Source organism: Novosphingobium sp. G106, from assembly GCF_019075875.1.
Lineage (GTDB): Bacteria > Pseudomonadota > Alphaproteobacteria > Sphingomonadales > Sphingomonadaceae > Novosphingobium.
Window position 1 is genome coordinate 307,564 of sequence record NZ_JAHOOZ010000001.1, and the last position, 19,613, is coordinate 327,176.

The following is a 19,613-nucleotide window of genomic DNA, read 5'->3' on the forward strand; positions in this document are numbered from 1 at the left end:
CTAATTGCAGACGCATTTCGGGGTGACCGCGGGCCGCGGGAGGTTTGCCAGCCGCCTTATGTACGATCCTTCGGTTCAGGCCCCGCGAGCACCTGGGCAGCATAGACTCCCGCTGCAAGGATACGATCCGACAATGGCGTACCTTCCACCGATCGCGCGAGCTGCAGCGCGCCGATGAGGGGCGCGTAGATGCCGAGCGCAACGCCCTCCGGATCATCGGTCTCCGGCGGAAGCGTCAACGCCATCTCAAACCCGGCATGTTTCAACGCTGCGGGGGCGATATCCTGTGGGCCCCGGTAAAAGCGCCCACTCACGGTCTAGGCAATGCCTTTGCGCCGGATTAGGCCCTGCGCTTTGCTGCAGGTGCGAAGGAATCTGGAATGAGTGTCGTGGGGGTCATTGGTGCGGGGCAGATGGGTCAGGGTATTGCCCAGACCGCGGCACAATTCGGCCACTACGTCCTGCTGACCGACGTCTCCCTGGACGTCGCGGAGAAGGGCAAAGCGGGCATCGCCAAGGCGCTCGACAAGCTGGTGAGCCGCAGCAGGCTCGATGCGGCCGAAGCCAAGACCATCCTCCAGCGCATCATCCCAATCAGCGAGTACGGTCCGATGACTGAAGCTGGGATCATCATCGAGGCGGCGACCGAGCGTGAGGAGATCAAGCACAAGATTTTCGAGGAAGCGGTGAAGGTGCTGCGCCCGGATGCAATCCTGGCATCCAACACCAGCTCGATTCCGATCACCCGCATGGCCGCGCGCGTTCCCGATCCCTCGCGCTTCATCGGCATGCACTTCTTCAATCCGGTGCCGGTGATGGGCCTGATCGAAGTGATCCCGGGCCTACCCACCTCGAAAGAAACCACCGCCAAGGCCCGCGCCTTCTGCGAAAGCCTGCGCAAGGAAGTGGTGCTCGCGGGCGACGAGCCGGGCTTCGTCGTCAACCGCATCCTCTGCCCGATGCTCAACGAGGCGATCTTCGTGCTCGGCGCCGGCATGGGCTCGATCGAGGATATCGACACCGGTTGCCGCATCGGCCTCAACCACCCGATGGGCCCGCTGACGCTGGCCGATTTCATTGGGCTCGACACGCTCTTCGAGATCATTAAGGTGCTCTACAAGACCACCGGCGACAGCAAGTACCGCCCAGCGCCGCTGCTGGTGAAGTACGTCGAAGCCGGCTGGATCGGCCGCAAAGTCGGCCGCGGCTTCTACGACTACACAGGCGACAAGCCCGTCCCGACGCGCTGACCAAGTCCATGGGAAAAGTGTGTCTTTCCGCCAACCGAGCCGACGTTCGGCCGCCCGAACGGCATCCGTGGAAGCTGCCGTTCGTTCAGCGGCTCCGGCGGGGCGATTAAGCCCCTCAAGGCGCAGATTTGCGCCTCGACCCGCTATGCCCAGTAGCAGTCGTTGGATGGCAGAAAATTTTTTCCCTCCTGCGAAGCGCTTAGAGGATGAGAAGTCGCGTCACTTTTGCGTATCGAGCGCGTGTCGAGCAGGTCCGCAGAGGATGACGAACGGCCCGCAGTCCCCCATTAGTTTCAAAGTCTATCGATGGGCCAGATGGATGGCATTTGCGTGAAAATAGACAATCCGTGTGGCGCATTGCAGAATCAAAGCTATGATATACTGATGGGGTGGGAGCATGATCATTATCGGGCGACGTGCACAGATTGCGGCCGAACAGGAACCGTCATAATATCATCTGATGACTGGGGAAGGCGTGCGCGCCGTTATGAGGGCTTCGATAATATCGAGCCTTCAAGCACGGCGGTCGGACGGGCACGGCAAGATCGCCGCGAGATGATCGGTCGCTGCGCATGCGGCAGCACCAAAATAGCGCAAGGCAGTCCGGTACCGCCGCCCATATCCAACGACAGTGGATTTTCGCGCTGACAACGCGGTGCATATCAGCCAGTAGGATCGGAGTGGCCTCGCGGAAGAGGCAAAGTGCCGATTGGCAGGGGGGAATTATTGTTTTCGACCAATCCAGTAGCGCTTGCTTTTGATCGGGTGTGGCGACCATTAATCAGGCATTGCAAGGGATTGGCCGCATGAGGTTCCGCGTAACCGCGCGCACCATCCTTCATCTTGGGTCCGACCTCATCAGCTCCGATGGGGTGGCCTTCTACGAGCTGGTGAAAAACTCGCTGGACGCGAAGTCGCCCGAGGTCAGGGTGGACGTACTTGTCCGCATGCCGTTCGAAGTATACGACGAGCTCCTTCGCGAGCTTGGCGAGCGCAGGGAGCCGAATGAGCGCGGCATCGCTGCGCCCGCGCGTGCCCCCAGGACCTGGAAGCATCTACGTGAGACCGCCATTGCCGCGATCGACCAAGAAGCCCCGGAGAGTGGCGATCTGATCGAAGCGCTTCGAGACGCCGATACCAAGCGAGAGTTCGTGGCGGCCCTGCGGGACGCCAATAGGATCGACGTCGATGACGACGGCGACGGAATGGACATTGAGACCCTAGAGAGCGTCTACTTGACGATTGGGACGGGGCAGCGAGCGCGGGAGCGCGACGCGCAGGCGGCTCGACCACTGGATCCCCTCGAAGACGAGGATCAGGCGCATGTAATACTGGGCGAGAAGGGGCTTGGCCGTCTGTCGGCCATGCGGCTTGGAGACGCACTTGAAGTTCTGACCGCCACAGCCAGCGACAGGCATTGGAATGTCCTCAACATCAACTGGAACGAGTTTGCGGACGCCGCGGACGAGGACATCTCTTCGGTTGAGGTGACTCCAGAGGAGGGCGGGCCGAAGGATTCTATCCGCAAGGGAACTCTCATTAGGATTACGGCGCTCACGTCTGCGTGGAGCTATGATAAGCTCGAGCTCCTCGCGCGGGAGCACTTCTCGAAGCTTGTGGACCCGTTCAGCAGGCGAACATTGCCATTAAGGCTCAAGTTCAATGAGATCAGCGTGGAGATCCCGCCGTTCTCATCCTTCATCCTCGACCATGCGCACGGCGTCTTCGATGCGCACCTGGGTTTCGATGAAGGCGGGCAGCCGATCTTGTCCGGAATGATGAACTACCGCATGCGCGGTCGCCGGCGTCCGTTCGCGTTCCGGGGGTGGAGGTCGCGAGTCTGGCGGGCGATGTGACGGCCGAGACGCTCCGGCGCATGGGCCCGTTTCGTGTGGAAGTCTACTGGTTCAATCGGCGGGTTCTGAAGAAGATCGAGGGCATTGGCGACTTAAACGCTGTCCGCCGGCTGCTGGCCCTCTGGGCGGGCGGTGTGATGCTGTTCCGCGACGGCTACAGGGTCAATCCCTATGGAGGGCAGAACGACGATTGGCTGGATCTGGACCGAAACGCGTTCTCAACGAGCGGTTTCAAGTTGAACCGTGGTCAGATCGTAGGGCGCGCTCTAATCACCAAGTCTTCGAACAAGTATCTGGTCGATCAGTCCAACCGCGAAGGATTGAAGGACACGCCCGAGAAGGCCGCCTTCGTTGCGCTGCTGGGAGAGACCATGGAGTATTTCCGCGGCTTCGTGGTGCAGATCGATGAGGAAATATCTCGTGCCAACAGGGTTGAGGCGGGCGACGCCCTAGACCGGTTCAGGGCGGAGGATGCTAAGCTTGAGGAGATCATGCCTGCGCTCCTCGCGCTGTTGAAGACGACTCCCGACGGGCGGCTCCTTTCAAAACAGGTTAAAGACGCGGTTACTTCGCTTCGCGAAGCGGCGTCGGAAGTCGAGACGGCGGCGCGGGCGCAAGAACTCGAACGCAATCGGGTCATGCATCTCGCCAGCGTGGGCTTGTTGATAGAGGTCTTGGCGCACGAACTTTATCGTGCCACAGCCGGTGGCTTAAAGACGATCGCTAGCGCGCGCGCTGCACGAGATCCCCAGTCTACGGGGACCCAGTTGCGCGTTCTCGACGCCCAGCTTCGGACACTGCAGAAGCGTCTAAAGGTTCTGGATCCACTCTCAACCAATGCAAGGCAGACCAAGGAGGAGTTCGATCTTGCCGATTGGGTGAAGGACATCGTCGAGGGATACGCGACCCAGAATGCGCGTGCGAACATCCTTATCCGGACAGTGGTGAGGCCCCGGGGCGCGCAACGACGGGTCCGAGCCGTCAAGGGGATGTTCGTTCAAATCATTGAGAATCTTCTTTCGAATTCGGTTTACTGGATCAGGCAGCAAGACAAGTACGACCGGAGCATCGTCGAGCCCGCGCACGATGGGCCCATCGGTCACATCACGGTGCTCGTGGAACCCGAGGCGGGTCGGGTGACCATCACCGATGATGGGCCGGGCATCCCGGAGGATCGCCGCGAGCTCGTGTTCGAACCCTTCTTCACAACGAAGCGCCAAAAGCAGGGACGGGGCTTGGGACTATACATTGGCCGGGAGATTGCGGCCTATCATGGGGCGACACTCTCGTTGGGCGACGAGGACGACGACGGTTACATTCACTCCGTCATACTGGAACTGGGGCACGATGACTGACAATCTGGCAGTGGCTGAGGCGGCTGCGCCCGCGGCCGTTTTCACCGCGATCGCGATGATCGATGACGACCTGCAGCCGCTAACATTCAAGAGGGTTCCGGAGGACCAGAGAGCGGCCGTCATGGAGTTGCTCAAGGACGCCGACGTCCTTGAGGACCTGGCTGCTCGCGGGATGAATTCAGAAGCGGTGGCGGCAGACCCCGATGCGGCGATTGATGCCCTGACGGATCCGGCGTTAGAATTGGGTCTGGCATATGCCAAGATGCGGGACGTCTCGGAGACCACGCAGGTTCTGATTGAGCGTCGCAGGACAATGAGACAGATCGCCTCTTCGATCCGCAGCGGTGGGGGATGCGAGGTTATCGAGCTTGGTCCGGACGACAGCCTCACTGACATCGCTCGGTTCGACTTAGTCTTTATTGATTATTATCTTGACGAAAAGTCCGCTGACGGAAGCCGCGCCGAGGCGATCGCGGGCCAGGTTCGGGATCGCAAGGAGGGCTCTCAACAGATCGTTCTCATGTCGACAAAGGAGGGCGTCCGCGCGATCAGAGCGGAGTTCCGCAAGATAGCCCGCATCGAGGCGGCGTCCTTCGCATTCGTTTCGAAGATGGACCTAGACGAGGACTGGAAGGTCAAGGCGCACCTGGAGATGCTTGCCCGTGGGATGCAGCACTCGGGAGCTCTGGGCGAATACATCGACGCTGTGAAGAAGGGGGCGAAGGCGGCCGCTAAGGCCCTCGCGGCGACGGTGGACGACCTGGACATCGGCGACTTCGCCTACATCCAGCGCATCGCGTTGCACGCGGACGGGCATCCCCTTGGCGATTACCTGTCTTGGCTCCTCTCCTCGCAGCTCACTGCCATGGCTTTCGAGACCGATCTACGAACGCAGCAGGCCGCTGTCGATCGGATGGAATTTGCCGATGGTCCACTAAGCCCGACCGAGCCGTCGGTCGCGGTGGCGGCATTGTATCACAACGCCCTCTTCGCCCGAAACCTGGGGCCTCTCGGAGGCCATCCGCGCGCCGAGGTGGGCTCTGAGTTCGCGGACGTACCGTTTGTGCAACTTGGGGACGTGTTCCTGAACGAGGACCGCTCGCGCTCGGTCGTCGTCCTAAGCCCCGACTGCGATCTGGCCTTTTCCACCCATGGCCGCCCGCCGGAGCGCGACCTAGGGGTAATTCTCCTCTTCGGTGATCCGAACGCAGTCACGGAACCGGCTGCCAAGGACACGGATTCGTCGACTGAAGGCCTGCTTCACGGAGCGGAGGTCTATCGGATCGACTGGCGGTTCAACACATTCCGCACGGTTCGGCTTGGAGAATTGACAAACTTTCTAGTGGAGGAGGGGTTCGACCTTACCAACCGGGATCGGTTGCGCCCCATCTACTCGCTGAAGCTGCAGCAGGAGCTCAGCAGCCATCTCACCAGGGTGGGCCCCCCCGGTAATGCCGCCGATCGCTCGTCATACGAAGAGCAAGATACGGTATCACTCCCGTGACGGGGTAGTTGAGATTGTCCTGCCCGCCGAAGAGGTAGTCACCTCACGGTTCAAAAAGATCAGCACGGTTCGGCTGACACCGGCGCTTATTTCGAAGCTCAAGGCCGCATGTGCTGACCATCTCGTCTACCTGCAGGGTCAGCTCGCCGTGATGAAGGAGGACACGGAGGATGAGGTGAAGGCGCGTAGGCCGCTGGCATCAAAAGTAAAATCTCTTGAGGACCAGCTTGGGGGTTCCGAGACGTGGCTCGGCCTATTCGGCGACAGGGCGCTTCCAGCAGTCGGAAAGTGCGACAAGATGCGCGGATGCATATACGTCGCCCAGGGCCCTGGCTGGACTCACCCTGCGCATCCCGCTGTAGTATTGATCGTCGGCGAGGAAGAATCCGAGCCGAAAGGAGATAATCCGGTGGCTGACGATGGAGAGGTCGCCGCTGGCCAAGCGAGATCTCAGCAAGTGGATCTCGAACTCGTGGCAGACGTTGGCGGCAAGGCAGCCGTGGAGCCTGTGTTGATCAGAAAAGATCAGGGCCGCGAAAGGCGAGCGAAGCCATTAAGAGAAAAGCCCGAATCTCGTCGCGACTGAGCTTCCTTTTGAAACGGCCGGAATTATGCGGTCCAGTGGAGCGATGCTACAAGGTGCAGATGAGGCAACCCTCGGGCTCTTCCTCCTCGACCTCCGCGCCAGCGAGCACCGCCGCCAGCGGAAGATTTTCCCGGCGAGCCGCGCGGTCTGCGTTCTTCTTCTCCCAGTTCTTCTCGATCTGGGCCATCCGCTCCGGCCGTTCTAGTTCGGCCAGGGATTCGCGGCTGCACCACGTGAAGCCCGCGCTTACCATTGCGCTGCGCTCCTCATATTCTTTGGCACGGTCGAACAGGGCGGGGTGCTGTCGCTTGAGGCGGACCCACTCGATCTTCTGCTGATAGAAGCAAAAGTAGCAGCCCGAGCGCGTCCTTCCCCATTCCATATAGGGCGGCAGGCCGAGGCCGCTGTCGTGCAGGATACGGAAGACGTCGGCGCGGACTAGACCGTCATCCTGAAACGGATAGACCGCCGTGATATTGGGCTTCGTGCTGATGTATCCGGTGCGTTTCTCGTCCGCGCGCAGGCCCACGTAGTTTATGCAAGGATCGTCGCCGATGTAATTCTCGAACGGCTTCAACTTGAGCATTTTGGTGCACCAGCGTCGATGGTTCGACGGTAGCATATCGCCGTAGACGGCCAGCCAGTGCTCGAACGGATCCTCCGGGGTAGTGCGGGTGACGGGCCGGCCGAGAATGCTCTCCAGCCGGGCCATGTAGTCGTAGGTCTCGGGCAGCTCCTTGCCGGTGTCGTGGAAGATGTATTCCATGTCCGGCACCCGGTCGCGAAGATAGACCGCAAGGGCCGCACTGTCCTTGCCGCCCGAGAGGCTGAGGATGTGTCTTGTCATGCGCTTTCCCGCTTCTCGTCTGGCTGCGACGGTGCCGCCTTTTCGCGCTGCATGCTGCCGAGCGATAGCAGCGCTGCGACTATGTCCAGGCTCAGTTCGGCGGTCTTCGCAAGGCGTTCGATCGCGCCGATTGCCTTGGACTGCTCGTCGTTCAGGCCGTCGATATCGACAACTACGGCACGTTCATGGCCGTCCGCCCGCGTCAAGCACACCCGAACCGCGTTGCGTTTCGTCGCGCCTTTGCCGAACGCCGCGGCCTCGACGCGGAGGAACTGGCCAACCAACTCGGCCATCTGCGATCGCCATGATTCCACGTCATAGTCGAGCCACCGCATCGGCGGCTTGCCGATGACCGCCCCTCCGAGCGCTTCGGTCCACGGGTCCTCGCCGAGCGCGTTGTCCGCAAGCCGCATCGCAAAGGTGCGGAGATTCTGCTCGTGCACGCGAAACACCATCGCCGCCGCGCGCTCGGCGAGCGAGGCTCGGTCTGGGGCCCCTAACGCCTTCAGCGTTTCCTCGCGCATCGTCTCAAGGAGTCTCGGGTAACAGCTGCGCAGTTCTGAAACCGCTTCGCTGAGAAGTGAGACGAAACGGCCTGCGGCGTCGGCGTCGGGCGTCGCGCACGGAGCGAACGGCTCCACGCCCAGCGCCGTGGGGAGTTCGGCGAACAGAAGGTCGACAGGGCTGCGGGATTGCGACAGCAATTGACGGACTGCGCGGGCCTCCGGACCTAGCACAGCCGTGTGAGTCACGTGGAAGGGCAGTCCGACTCCGAAGTGGATCAGGGGATCGACGACCAGGCGGATGCCCGAATCCGCGGGAGGCTTGTCTAGAAGCTGGGCAAGCCGGTGGAACACGTCCGCGCGAATGCCCTCCAGGGCGACCCACTGGAGCGCGAAATGGCCGGGCGCCTTGAGGATGCGCATGAATGCGGCGCCGTCCAGCCGGGTGCAGTATGTTCCGCGTTCGAAGAGGGCGACCCTATGCCCCGCTGAGACCAGCTTTATCGCCAATAACAGTGGAGCGAGTCCCCGCCGCACGCCGTAGGGCGCCGTCTCCACGAGCTGGTAGATTTCGGGGAGCGGGACGCGGCCGCTGTCGCCTGCCAGGCGACGCTCGATGGCATCCAGCGCGGGAAGCAGCCTGAGGGGGTCATCGCTGGCCTTAGGTGGCGTGATCGACCATTCGCCATCCACCTGCCGGTGGACGCGACCGCGACGGAGCAGCGACAGGTAAAGGGCGCGTTCCGGCGGGTTCTTTCCCGATGCAAAGCCGAGTTCAGGATCGTGCCCGTAGTCGAACATGCTCTCGATGAGGCGCTGGCGCCCCCCGGCGCCGGCGCTTGTCAGCGAGTGACGGTTGACCAGCTCGTTCTCGACCTTCGGGGCTTCGCGGTAGATCTCGTCGCAAAGCGTCGAGACAACAGTGTGGATCGGTGCGTCGAGCTTGATGGCGGCGCCCTTGCGGAACACCTCTAGCTCGGCGGTCGGTGCGTGCCCCCGTAGACCTAGAGCCAGCTCCATTGAGCTGATGAGCCTGGCTTCGAGATCCGTCACCGAGCGCTCTATCTCGGCCATTGCGAAGGCGTCCTCCTGGAGCGCCGCGGCGTTGGACACGACCCACCGATGGCGTAGCAGATCGACCATCAGCGGACCGAGTTCGGGCATCGCTGGCACGACCAGCGCGAGCATGGCGTCGTCGCCGGCGGTGATCTCAGCCGACAGCGCGCGGGCCATGAGAAGGTCCTCGTCGTTCCCGCAGAGTACCGCCACAATGGCTCCGTCGCCATCGCCGTGTCCCGCGTCGGCGACCTTCCCCGAAGCGTGGGTGAACCGGACGGAAAACCTTCGGCTCGTGCCCGTCAACACGGAGTGCTTCCGCGCCATGACGTGCTGGCGCATTGGAAGCACGGCGAGGTGGCGTGGAAGGTCGCGTGTCACATCCCGCGTGTCGACAGCGGTCTCGGCCTCTGCCCAGATCGTCGAAAGGTCGACGCGGCGACTTGTCCATAGACGCAGATCGGATCGGCCGGGGCGCGTGAATACCAGGCCGTCTGTCACAAGGCGGTCGATTGCACCGTCTACCTCATCCGCGGAGAACGCGGGGACTAGGCTTTCTCGGACCGTGTCGGCGTTCGCGAAAAGGTCAGGCGCGTCCAGAAGGTTCAGCATGCCGATCGTTTTGAGGACCGTCGTCTCCGCGGCGTCAGCGTCTGCGGCGCGATCGAGGACGGCGCGGATGCGATCCCATTCGCCGGCGCCGCCGCGCGACGTCAGGCGATGTCCGAAAGACGAGGTCACATAGTCGAAGAAGTGGTGAATGCCGTAGAGGGCGTTTCCCATCGGGGTTTCGGCCGCGAAGGCTCGAAGCGAGTTCGGCTCCTCGCTAGCGGCAAATCCAAACAGGGAGCGCTCATTCTGACCGAAGCTCGCGAAGAAGCGCGCCATCACGGGGACCGCGGCGGGATGCACGGGCCAACTGCCCGTGGTCCCCGTCGCGTTGCGGGGACCCAGCCAGCCAAGTGCGCGCACGCGCTTCAGCACGTCCTCGTGCGAGCGCCGCACCCTTGCCAGCATGGCCGCCTGGTCGACGCCCAAGGCCGCCGAGAGCAGTGCCGCGGTGTGCGAAAGAGGATGATCAAACACCATCTCCTCGAATCGCTCCGAAACCTTCTCCCATTCGCTTCGGCGGGCGGTGCGCCAGTCTTCCGTGTAGGATTGGAAACCCTTGTGGAGAATCAGCACGACCCCCAGCGGCGCCTTGCCAGACCGCGATGCCGTCTCGGCGAGCGCTTGGAGCTGGAAGACGTCGAAGCCATGCTCCTCGCCTGAGACCTCCAGGAACTTGCCCATCTCGTCGATGACTATGAGTAGGCCATCGAATTGTTTGGTGGCGCGCAGCGCGTCGCGAAGCGCGGTGACGGCAGCGAAGGGATCGTCGAATGACCTGACCTTCTTGGCGGATGCCCGGGGGAGAAGGTCTTCTGTGCCGAGCACGCCATCTATGGCCGTCGCAAGCGCTACCGACAGCCCGTCCTTTGAGCCGGTGACGAGGAGCGGGAACATCCTCGGCACGTCGCCTAGCCGGTCGGCGAGCTGGCCCATCGGCATCTCGGCCTCGCGCACGCGGGGATCCAAGGCTTGGAGAAGGGCCAGGGCGAGCGCCGATTTCCCCACCCCGAAATCACCGATGATCCGCCAGGCGCGACGGGTACCACCGGGACGCATTCCGGAAATGATTTCGGAGGCGCCGCGCTCCAGCCACGGCGTTAAGACAAATGAGCGGCCTGCCGAGGGATCGGCCGCGTCCCGCTCGAGTGCCACGGAGCGATAGAACATTCCTGGCCGGCTCAGCAGGTCGGCGATGGTCGATGCACGCTTCACGCGTAAATCTCCGTGAGTTGTCGATTTGCATCCGGAGGGATGACGGCGATGACACTGCCTGCATCACCGGACGGGCGGTAGGACCAGAGCGCCTTGGACCGCTCGAGATGGTCGCGAAGGTCTTCCGCCTCGAGCCGTAGGGTCGCGCCGGGCGAGCCCTCTGCGTGCGCGAGGTCGCGGAACGTCACCATCGTCTCGCTCGAGCGGCGATTCTGCCAGAAGTCCGCGATGGCGTAATCGACGACGGAGGGGCCGACCTCGTCGATGGAGACGCGGCCTAGCGCGAAAACGGGCTCCATCCGATCGGCTCCGCCACGGCGGCGGCCAAGGCGCCGAACCAGGCCCAGGTCGACCAGTGGGCCGTCGAGGGTGTCCTCGGGTGACGTGGACGTGAGTGATCCCACGTAGCTGTGGAGGAAGGCGTCGGCGTGTTGGAGGAGGGTCACGTCGGAATGCTCATAGCCCAGTCGCTCCCCCTCCGACCGCATTTCGGCGAGAAGCTCTGACCGGGTGAAGTCAGCGCGCATCCGCCGGTAGAGTATATGTCGCCAAGCGAAGAGCGGAGCCTCCACCGGTGTGCTGAGCTGCCAGTGAAGCAGCCACTGCGTCTCGACTCGCTCGAGGTAGGGATCCCGGCCGTCCTTCCCAAAAATCGCTTCGCCGAAGGGCAGCAGCGACCATTGGCCCGACTTGGCGAATGCGACGCCAAAAGCCTCGAGCCAGAATCGAAGTGCCCGGACCATGTTTTTGCCGATGCCCAGTTCGAGGATAGCGGTCTCATCGTCGGAGAGCGCGGCGGGTTCTCGGGCCATCAGCTTGACTGCCTTCGGCAGCCAGGCGAACCGGCATGCAAACGTCTCGTGTCCGGTGAACCGGGGACGAACTGCTAACATAGTCATGCTCGCCTCCGTGCTGGTTCGGACGGAGCGAGGGCGGCAGCGATGATCTCGCTGGCCTCATCTATCTCGTCATCTGTGTTGAAGCGCCCTACGCCGATGCGGACGGCGCCTTCTCGTGCCCACTCGGGAATCTCCATAGCCGTCATCACGTGAGACGGACCTGGGACGCCGGATTGGCACGCCGCACCAGTGGAGACCGCGACGCGCGCCCATAGCCGGCTCACTGCGGCCTCGCCGGGTAGATGCGGCGTGGAAACATGGAGGCAACCCGAGATCCTGGCCGCCTGCATGCAATTTATTCGCAGTTCGGGCACAAGCTCGAGCAACCGCACCTGGATGCGATCGCGCAATGTTGCGATCCTGGCTTCATCCCGGCCGCGCTCACCTTCTCGCAGGTCCAGCGCAAACGCTAGCGCGGAGGCTGCGGGTGCATCGGGGCTACCGAAGAGGTCGTGAGCGAGCTCCGAGGCTTGACGGCTTATCGTGCCGATCAGCGCTCCGACCCGGCGCGGACCGTAGACCTTTGCCCCGCTGACGACCACCAAGTCGGCGGCGACGATATCGCCCATCTCGATGCGTCCGGCTGCTTGACTGGCATCGACCAGGTGGCGGGTCCCATGACGCGCCGCCAGGGCGCCCATCGCCCGGACGTCGGAGATTGTCCCGACCTCGTTGTTCACCGCCATCGTGCACAACAGGTCGACACTGCTAGTGAGCGCTGCCTCCACCGCATCCAGGCGCGGGGTGGCGGTATCGTTCACCGGCAGGAGCTCCAGATGAATTCGCCCATCTTGCTTGGCGCGGCGAAGGGCACTCAGGAGCGCGGGGTGCTCAACGACGCTAGCCGCAATGCGCGCCTGCCGGGGGAACGCGCGTGCGATCGCGTCCTCTACCGCGAGCCAAAGCGCGGCAGATGCGCCTGGCGTGAAGGTGACGGATTCGACTTCCGACCCCAGCGACCGCAGGACGGCCGCGGCCGCGTCATCAAGTGCAGCACGCGCTTCCGCGCCAGCCTTGTGCTCGACGCTGTGCGCGTTCGCGACGAGACGTGTCATCGCCGCACCATGATGCTCGGTAACCCTCGGGTCGATTGGCGTGGCGGCCATATTGTCCAAGTAAATCGTCAAGTTGGATCTTCTTCGTTAAATCTTCGCTCGACGCTACACGACCGAGACTCTGGGGTCATTAGGGCAACAGCGACGATGCACACGTTAGTGGGCCGATCTCAAACTCATTCATCGCCTTCGGCAGGACCCAGCTCCATTGCGTCACGGGCGGAAGCGGGCCAGCGGACGGCGAGGTACTCGACCACCTCCTCGATGAACTCGGGCGAGGCGAACGGCACTTGCGCATAGATCAGATCGCTTTCGCCTTCGAGCTTGGCGATGAGGTGCCCGCGGCCAAGCAGCCTCTCAGCGCCCCGCTCGCCGAGTGCGATCTCTGAAGTGCCTTCCAGAATCGACGCGGAGGATTAACCTGTTGCCGAGTTGCGAGCGCAACTGCATCGGCATCACGTTTGCCTCCGGCCTCTGCGCCGCGAAGATGAGGTGTATCCCAGCGGCGCGCGCTTTCACGCCCAAACGCCCGACAGTCGAAGTGACCGCGGCCTTGTATTCGTCGGTCAGCATCCAGTCGGCGAACTCGTCGTGGATGACCCAGTAGGTCGCGAGCCGGTGCGCCGGCGACACCTTCGCGTTATAGGTGCCGACACCGTTGGCCCTGTGCTCGCGGAAGAGACGGTATCGGCGCTCCATCTCCGCGACCAGCCACTCTAGCCGTTCCACCGCCGCGTCCTGCGTGTCCACTACGCCGCCGTCAAGATGGGGAAGGGCGTCGAAGGCGAAGTAGTCGACGCCCTGCTTCGGATCGATGAGGATTATCCGGGCTTGTTCGGGTGAGTTCGTGACCGCCAAGCCCAGGAGGATCGACTGCATGAGCACGGACTTGCCTGAACCGGTGCTGCCGGCGATGAGGGTGTGTGGCGCGTGGAGATTGCCGGGCGAGAAGGTAAGGAGCGAATTGTCGTCCTCCTTCAGGCCGATCACGACGTCCTGGTTGGCGGCCTCCGTCGCCTGGGGGGACCAGCGGTCCCAGACCTGCTCGATCGTCACCAACCGCCGCTTAGGCCTGGCGATCGCGATCGCGACGACGCCCGGTTCCGGCCGTACGGATATCACGTTCAGCCCGAAGGTCGTCAGCAGTTCCGAGCGTTTCCGATTGACCTGATCCACCGTCAGGTTCGCGCTTCCCGCGAACCGGAGGATGGCGGAGTTCGGCGTGAGCGTCTGCCCGACCGGCTTGGCCTGCAGAGAGAGCTGCTGGAGCGCGCTGCGCGCCGCTGTCGCCACGGTCGCGAGCCAGGGCTCGTCGTCCTCCTCGACGCGAAGCGTCGAGCGCACGATCTGCGCGATGGCGTCGCCTTTCCCAGCAGGGATCTGGTCGATGGGCGCAGGCGCGTGGACGGGCTCCGGGCCGGGGAGGCGGGCGGGTTCTCGGACGATGGCGCGGGTTGGGGCGGTGAGGAGGGCTCGGCTTCGATGGCAATGCCGGCGGATGAACCCGCCTCTCGCCGGATCGAGGTCGGATCCTGGTCCGCGGCAAAGGCCAGAAGGAGCCTCTTGAGATCCGCGCGGCCATACACCTCCTGCTCGCACCCTTCCACACCAGCGATCGGCGCCACGTCAGTCGGGCTCGCCGCGTCTCCTCCCGTGGGGACGAATACGTGGCTGTAACCCCGGACCCTGACGTCGCAGTCGCCTTCGCGGATCATGCGCCGCCAGATGGAGAGGTCGATGGCGCTCGCGGCCGGCAGCTGTATGCCGTCCAGCACGAGGTCCGCCAGTCGGGAGCGCCATGCCTCGCGGTCGAGCCGGTCGCCCGAACCGAGGAGCGCCTCCCGAATCCGTCTTACCGTGTCGCGCACCTGGCGTTCCGACTCCTTCCGCTTGGCAGAGAGGATCCCGGCGCTGACGTATTTGGCCTCCGTGACCAGGATGGTCAGCTCGAGACGACCGTCCTCCCCTTCCTTGGGGGACAGCGCCAGAATGTCAGCCTGCGTCTCCTCGCGCGCGCCGAGCCAGGCAGCGTAGTCGTCCAGGAAATACCATCCGACCTGCGTGTCGATGCCGATCTCGCGGCTCGCCAGGTAGCGGCTCAGGACGACGCCGATGAGCTCGCTCGCGGCCTCCCCGCGCTTCGCCGCACGCAGGACGATGTCGCCCGAGACGTCGTTCGCGGCCTCTATGAGCCGCTCGGCGAGTGAACCGAGCTCCGCGTCGGCAAGTCCGAGGTTGAGGTCGGCTAGCCTTGAACGGACCATAGCCCGGAGCAGGCCGAGCGGAGCCTGCGAGGAGATCACGACGTTGCGCCCCTGCGTGGCCGACTGCTTAAAGCGGATCACGCGCACGTTCTGGTTCCTGAGCTGCCGGCGATCCAGGAGCTCGTCGTAGTTCACGACCCAGGCGCCCAGGTCGTGAGTCTCCGAGAAGATGCGCGCCGTCTGCGGATCGTGGAAGTCGAGCTGCCGGGTGGGAAGGAGCCGGCGGCCGGCCTCCTCGCGCAGATCGCCCTTCAGGAAGGTCGTGGCCGCGGACAGGAAGGACCATCCCTCCGCGCTCTGCACGGGGCAGCAGAGGTAGACGGCCGACTTGAGGTCGTCAGCGGCGGCCGGACGGCGCCGCGACCAGCGGGCGGGTAGCAGGGTCTCCAGGTCGGCGGGCCGTGCGCTCTCGTGATGCCATTCCAGCACCGCGTGACGCGATATCACGTCCTGGCTGAAGACGATGTCGTAGGGCCTTCCGTCGCGCGGGTCGGGCGGAGGGGCCTCGTCCGCGATCACGCTGATGCGGAGCCTCGCCATGAAGTCCTGTGTGGCCTCGGATGCTGAGTAGGCGTCGGCGTCCTCGTCGTCCATCAAGATGGACCGGTAGAGGTCGCGCAGGCGCGATGGGTCGATGTGGCGCAGTAGGACTTGGCACCGCACGTCCTCAGCGTCGTCGTTGATGCCGCCCATGCCCTGGACGACCTGCTGGGGGAGCCGGGCGGAGTCGCAATTGAAGAGGACGACTGACATGTTGGCGCGTTCGTGCGGATGGAGCGCCAGGTATCTCCGGACGAGTTCGAGGACGGCGGAGGCGCCCTGGGTCGGATCGTCATTCACGTCGGCGGAAGCGTCAGCGCGCCAGACCGGGAGTTCGTGGAGCGAGTAGTCGGAACGCGAGTCCACGAGGGAGAGCAGGTCCGCCTTGCGCTCGGTCCAGGAAACCACGACCTCCGGATACATCGGGTGCTCAAGGTCTGCCGCGAGGTCCCGGAAGTAAAGGCGGGTGTCGCCCTCCTGCACCGTGCCCGCGAGAGTCATCCTAACGACGGAGGCGACAAGTTGCGCCTTCCGCCACATCGCGGCCAATCGCAGGGGGTGCCAAGGGGCGACGATCGCCGCCGGATCGCCGTCGTCGACCGCCACCGTTCCGAGTTCCAGCACCGGGCGCAGGAGCGCCTCGCGGTTGCGGTCGCCCGGCGTCAGCCGGGTGAGCACGTCCAGGAGCTGCGCGTATGCGGCGGCCTGGTCGCGGTTGGTCTGGGCGCCGGCGCCGTCGCTGCGGAAGACCGCCACGGCGGCCGAGTAAGCAGCTTCGAACTTACGGAAGGCGTCCTCGACGGCCTGCAGGTGCTCGGCCGCAACTAGACCCGCGTCGGCTTGCTCCTTCAGCCTCTCGGGCCACACCCGGGAGAGGTCGTTCGCCCGCCGGTAGGCGGGCAGTAGAGAGCCTCGGTCGCGATCGTATGCCGGGACGAGCGTCCGGACGTCCGCTAGGTCGATTGAGCCCGCCCGCCGCCCCAGGACTGCCGGTTCGCGGGCGGTCCTTCCCGACGTGAGGGGGTGGGCCTCGAGCCGAGACCAGTCGTCGACGAACTGGGACGAGATCGCCTTCGGGTCGTAGCGCCAGATTAGTTGCGTCGACCATGTCTGGCTCGATCCCGTCATGGACTCCGTCTCGAAATCCAAGTGGAAGCGGAGCTGGTAAGCGGGTTTGGCTGTCGATCGGTTAGGAACGCCCTTCACCTTGTCCCGGCGCCAGGTCTCAACCAGCTCGGGGAAGTCCAGTAGATGGCCCAGGTCTAGCTCGACCTCTGGGCCCAACAGCCGCTGCAGGCCGGCATACCTCAGCGCGAAGTATTCGCCCGCGTCGACATTGAGGCCCTTCAGGTCGCGCTTCGTGGCCTTGTCGCACCGGATACGCAGCTTCCGGCTGGTTCCCGGCTGGAGCATGAAGGACTCCATGGCGGCCGCGATACCGGCCAGGAAGTCGGTCGTCTCGCGCGCCTTGCCGTAGATCAGCTTGTCCCACGCGGACCGGAGCTTGCGATCGCCGCCGAGCTCGTCGCGGTGGGCCTCATAGAACTCGTTGTCGTCCTCAAGCGGCTCGGACGGATTGCGTATGACGAGGAGGCGGAGATACTCCTCGTCCTCCGGTGTCAGCACGCCCGCCTCTCCCTCGGCGTAGAAGCGCTGCGTCTCGGTCCCGATGTTGAACTTCTCGCGCGCTAGGCCCTCGAAGAGCGGCTTCACCTGCTCCCAATCGCGCTCAGCCAGTTCGGCCGCCGCCTCGTTCCAACCGGGATGGGCGGCGATGAAGGCATCGATGGCCGCGTGGTGCTCTTCCGGTATGACGTCGCGCGACTTGGCGAAGGCGGTGCGTAGATCGTCTTCGTTGAGGATGAGCTGGGTCGAGGTCTCCTTGAGCAGGTATCCGCGCCGGCGGCGGTAGAGGCCGGCGAACTCGCGCTGCCAGGCCGACGTGTGGCGCCTAGAACGCTCCTTCACGCCCGCGAAGGCCTTGCGGTCGTTGGGGAGGCGCAGCGCGGGCAGCGCGGCACCGAGTGCGTCGACTAGCGGGTGGCCCTCCGTCTCGACCGCCGCCCTCACGCGCAGGACGTAGCTGGCGAACCGGTCGAGCGAGGTCGCGCGCAGCAGCGCGAGTCCGTTCAACGCCCGCTCGAAAACCATTCTGGACTCCTCGTCGAGCCCTAGGCCATCGTCGACGGCGTCCACCCAGCCCGCCATCCGCTCCAGCATTTCGGCTCCGCCCAGACGGCTGAGGTCCTGAAGCGACTGTCCTTCTCCGCCCTCGCCGACGCTCGTGACGAGGTATGCGGCTCGCTCGCAGTCGGCGTCGCGGAATACCGTTGCGGGATGGACGGTCAGGACCTCGTCCGGGAGTCCTTCGGTGGCGAAGACGTCCACTGGCAGCCGAATGGCGACCCGGTCAGCGATCAGAGGGTCGGCGAGCACGGCCCGCGCCACGGCGGCCGTCTGCTCGACGCCCAGGCCGTCGATGACGTAGCGAGCGACGCTGTCCTCGTCGTTGCCCGAAAGTTCCCTTCGCAGGTAGGCGGCCGCAACGCGGCCAATCAACTCGCGCGACGTCATCGGGCGATCCTCGTCATCGGGTTCTCGACATAAGCGCAGGCATCGGAGAGACGGCGCAGCATACCTAGGGTCCGCAGACGTCGCTCAAGCCTCTCGGAGTTGGCCGCGAAGGCCTTCTCGTCGTAGTCGTCGGGGTCGAGGGCGAGCTTGGCTTCGGTCTCGCCGATGACGAGCCCGTAGCGCTCGTGGAGCTGCTGGAGGAGCGCGCGGTAGTCCATGCGGGTCTCCACGTTGGCGAGAATGAGCGCCTTGAGGAGGGCGTCGGTGGGGGCGTATCGCATGCGCGTCGTGCCGCGGCGGGAGACCAGGCCGGAACCGGAGCCGTAGGACTTGTGCACGTTGGCGACGTGGTTGCGGTGCCTTCCGACGGCCGCCCGGCGGAACTCGGCCAGCAGTTGGTCGGGCTCGTGGGGGCCTTCGTAATCGTCGGTCGAGGGCCACCTGACGCGCTCGACCAGGATCCGACGGCAGTCGGTGTAGGGCGCCTCGCCGGAGACCGCGGCCAGCCAGTCGGGGGCCTCGCCGATCCTGGCGACGAAGCTCTCCACAGCGCGCTCGGGAAGCGTGTTGTTGCGCTGGTAGCTCGTGACCGACAGTTCGCGCACCAGGGTCTTCCTCGGCGCCACAATCTCGCAGACGAAGTTCGGAGCCTCCCGTCCTGACAATTTCGCCGCGACGACAAGATGGTAGCGCAGCAGGTGCAGGGTGCCCAGTGTCGCCAGGTGCGGATAGGCATCGAACCGGGGGAGGCCGAGTTCCAGCACCGCGAGCCAATCACGGCCGAGTTCGTCAAAGCAGTCATGGCGCCGGTAGGGAAGGTATGAGTTTCCGCGCGTCTGGCGATCTTCCTCGTAGTCCGGCTCCACGAGCGCCAGGAGGCGGTCGCAGGGATCGCCCTCGAATGCCTTTTTCAGATGCGGACGGAGAGCCTCCGCAGAGGACGATCGGCATAGCATCTGGTAGATGAGTTCACCCGGGAGGCCGAAGTTGATATATTCGCGGGAAGCACTGCCGGTCGAAAGATTGAGGTCCTCGTAGAGCGCGTGTCGTCCGAACGGGAAGACGAAGCGCGAGCTCCAGCGCTTGTTAGCGCTGCTCTCGATGGCCGATGAGCGGAGCATGCCCATCAGGTTGGCGAAGTCGCGGAAGGATGAGAAGCGTCGGCGAAGGTAGGCGAATTCGCGCACGGGCACGCCCTGCGCCTTCTCGTTCATGAACGAGATCCAGTCGTCCCACGCGGCAGCGTCGTTGCCGCCGCGGTTTGCGATCCGCGTCAGCGACTCACTGTTGAAGAGGATGTTGCGCAGATAGAGGCGGCGGGCCGGCTTGAACCTGAGGGGGTAGGGCTGCCCTCCGTCGTCGAGCAACCGGCCCTCGCGGTCGCACGCTTCCGCGACCCCGAGGAATTCGAGGAAGATCAGCCACGGCGTGGTCGAATCCCAGAGGCGATGGCCCCAGATCTGTTCGTCCACCCACATGTCGTTCCGCGGATGGTCGTGG

Annotated in this window: 13 protein-coding genes; 5 read left to right on the top strand and 8 right to left on the bottom strand. The window is 64.2% G+C overall.

Translation table 11 applies throughout. The features are described from left to right. Nucleotides 1–56: 56 nt before the first annotated feature. Complete coding sequence (locus tag KRR38_RS01385; protein WP_217397891.1) at nucleotides 57–239, bottom strand: hypothetical protein; 183 nt, start codon at nucleotides 237–239, stop codon at nucleotides 57–59. 141 nt (nucleotides 240–380) lie between these two features. Here KRR38_RS01385 and KRR38_RS01390 point away from each other — a divergent pair, with 141 nt between their 5' ends. The 5 genes from KRR38_RS01390 (at nucleotide 381) to KRR38_RS01410 (ending at nucleotide 6,551) form a co-directional block, all read left to right on the top strand. Next, on the top strand, nucleotides 381–1,250 hold the full coding sequence (locus tag KRR38_RS01390; RefSeq protein WP_217397894.1) for a 3-hydroxyacyl-CoA dehydrogenase NAD-binding domain-containing protein: 870 nt from the start codon (nucleotides 381–383) through the stop codon (nucleotides 1,248–1,250). An 806-nt stretch (nucleotides 1,251–2,056) separates the two neighbouring features. Further along, a complete protein-coding gene (locus tag KRR38_RS01395) occupies nucleotides 2,057–3,106 on the top strand; it encodes an ATP-binding protein (RefSeq protein ID WP_217397896.1) in 1,050 nt (349 codons plus the stop codon). Continuing rightward, on the top strand, nucleotides 3,103–4,461 hold the full coding sequence (locus KRR38_RS37260; RefSeq protein ID WP_217397898.1) for a HAMP domain-containing sensor histidine kinase: 1,359 nt from the start codon (nucleotides 3,103–3,105) through the stop codon (nucleotides 4,459–4,461). The genes KRR38_RS01395 and KRR38_RS37260 overlap by 4 nt, the downstream gene beginning before the upstream one ends. Beyond that, nucleotides 4,454–5,965 (top strand): hypothetical protein, encoded by a 1,512-nt coding sequence (locus tag KRR38_RS01405; RefSeq protein WP_217397900.1) that lies wholly within the window; start codon nucleotides 4,454–4,456, stop codon nucleotides 5,963–5,965. The genes KRR38_RS37260 and KRR38_RS01405 overlap by 8 nt, the downstream gene beginning before the upstream one ends. After that, nucleotides 5,913–6,551, top strand: coding sequence for a hypothetical protein (locus tag KRR38_RS01410; protein WP_217397902.1), 639 nt, complete (start codon nucleotides 5,913–5,915; stop codon nucleotides 6,549–6,551). Before KRR38_RS01405 ends, KRR38_RS01410 begins: the two co-directional genes overlap by 53 nt. Before the next feature lie 46 nt (nucleotides 6,552–6,597). On the opposite strand, the gene KRR38_RS01415 is transcribed toward KRR38_RS01410, so the two are convergent. The 7 genes from KRR38_RS01415 to KRR38_RS01445 all read right to left on the bottom strand — a co-directional run bounded on the left by KRR38_RS01415 (nucleotide 6,598) and on the right by KRR38_RS01445 (nucleotide 19,591). Further along, nucleotides 6,598–7,398 carry a phosphoadenosine phosphosulfate reductase family protein gene (locus tag KRR38_RS01415; protein WP_217397913.1) on the bottom strand — a complete coding sequence of 267 codons (801 nt, stop codon included), beginning with the start codon at nucleotides 7,396–7,398 and terminating at the stop codon, nucleotides 6,598–6,600. Beyond that, nucleotides 7,395–10,781, bottom strand: coding sequence for a hypothetical protein (locus KRR38_RS01420; protein ID WP_217397916.1), 3,387 nt, complete (start codon nucleotides 10,779–10,781; stop codon nucleotides 7,395–7,397). The genes KRR38_RS01415 and KRR38_RS01420 overlap by 4 nt, the downstream gene beginning before the upstream one ends. Continuing rightward, nucleotides 10,778–11,674 (bottom strand): DUF4007 family protein, encoded by an 897-nt coding sequence (locus KRR38_RS01425; RefSeq protein WP_217397918.1) that lies wholly within the window; start codon nucleotides 11,672–11,674, stop codon nucleotides 10,778–10,780. The genes KRR38_RS01420 and KRR38_RS01425 overlap by 4 nt, the downstream gene beginning before the upstream one ends. Before the next feature lie 2 nt (nucleotides 11,675–11,676). Beyond that, nucleotides 11,677–12,795: a cysteine desulfurase family protein gene (locus tag KRR38_RS01430; RefSeq protein WP_217397920.1), complete on the bottom strand. Its 1,119-nt coding sequence runs from the start codon at nucleotides 12,793–12,795 to the stop codon at nucleotides 11,677–11,679. A gap of 297 nt (nucleotides 12,796–13,092) precedes the next feature. Next, complete coding sequence (locus tag KRR38_RS01435; RefSeq protein ID WP_217397922.1) at nucleotides 13,093–14,028, bottom strand: FtsK/SpoIIIE domain-containing protein; 936 nt, start codon at nucleotides 14,026–14,028, stop codon at nucleotides 13,093–13,095. Next, the gene (locus tag KRR38_RS01440) at nucleotides 13,914–18,113 is read right to left on the bottom strand and encodes a DNA translocase FtsK (protein ID WP_217397924.1); all 4,200 of its coding nucleotides are present in this window, start codon (nucleotides 18,111–18,113) and stop codon (nucleotides 13,914–13,916) included. Before KRR38_RS01440 ends, KRR38_RS01435 begins: the two co-directional genes overlap by 115 nt. Beyond that, a complete protein-coding gene (locus tag KRR38_RS01445) occupies nucleotides 18,110–19,591 on the bottom strand; it encodes a hypothetical protein (RefSeq protein WP_254514597.1) in 1,482 nt (493 codons plus the stop codon). Before KRR38_RS01445 ends, KRR38_RS01440 begins: the two co-directional genes overlap by 4 nt. Nucleotides 19,592–19,613: the final 22 nt, after the last annotated feature.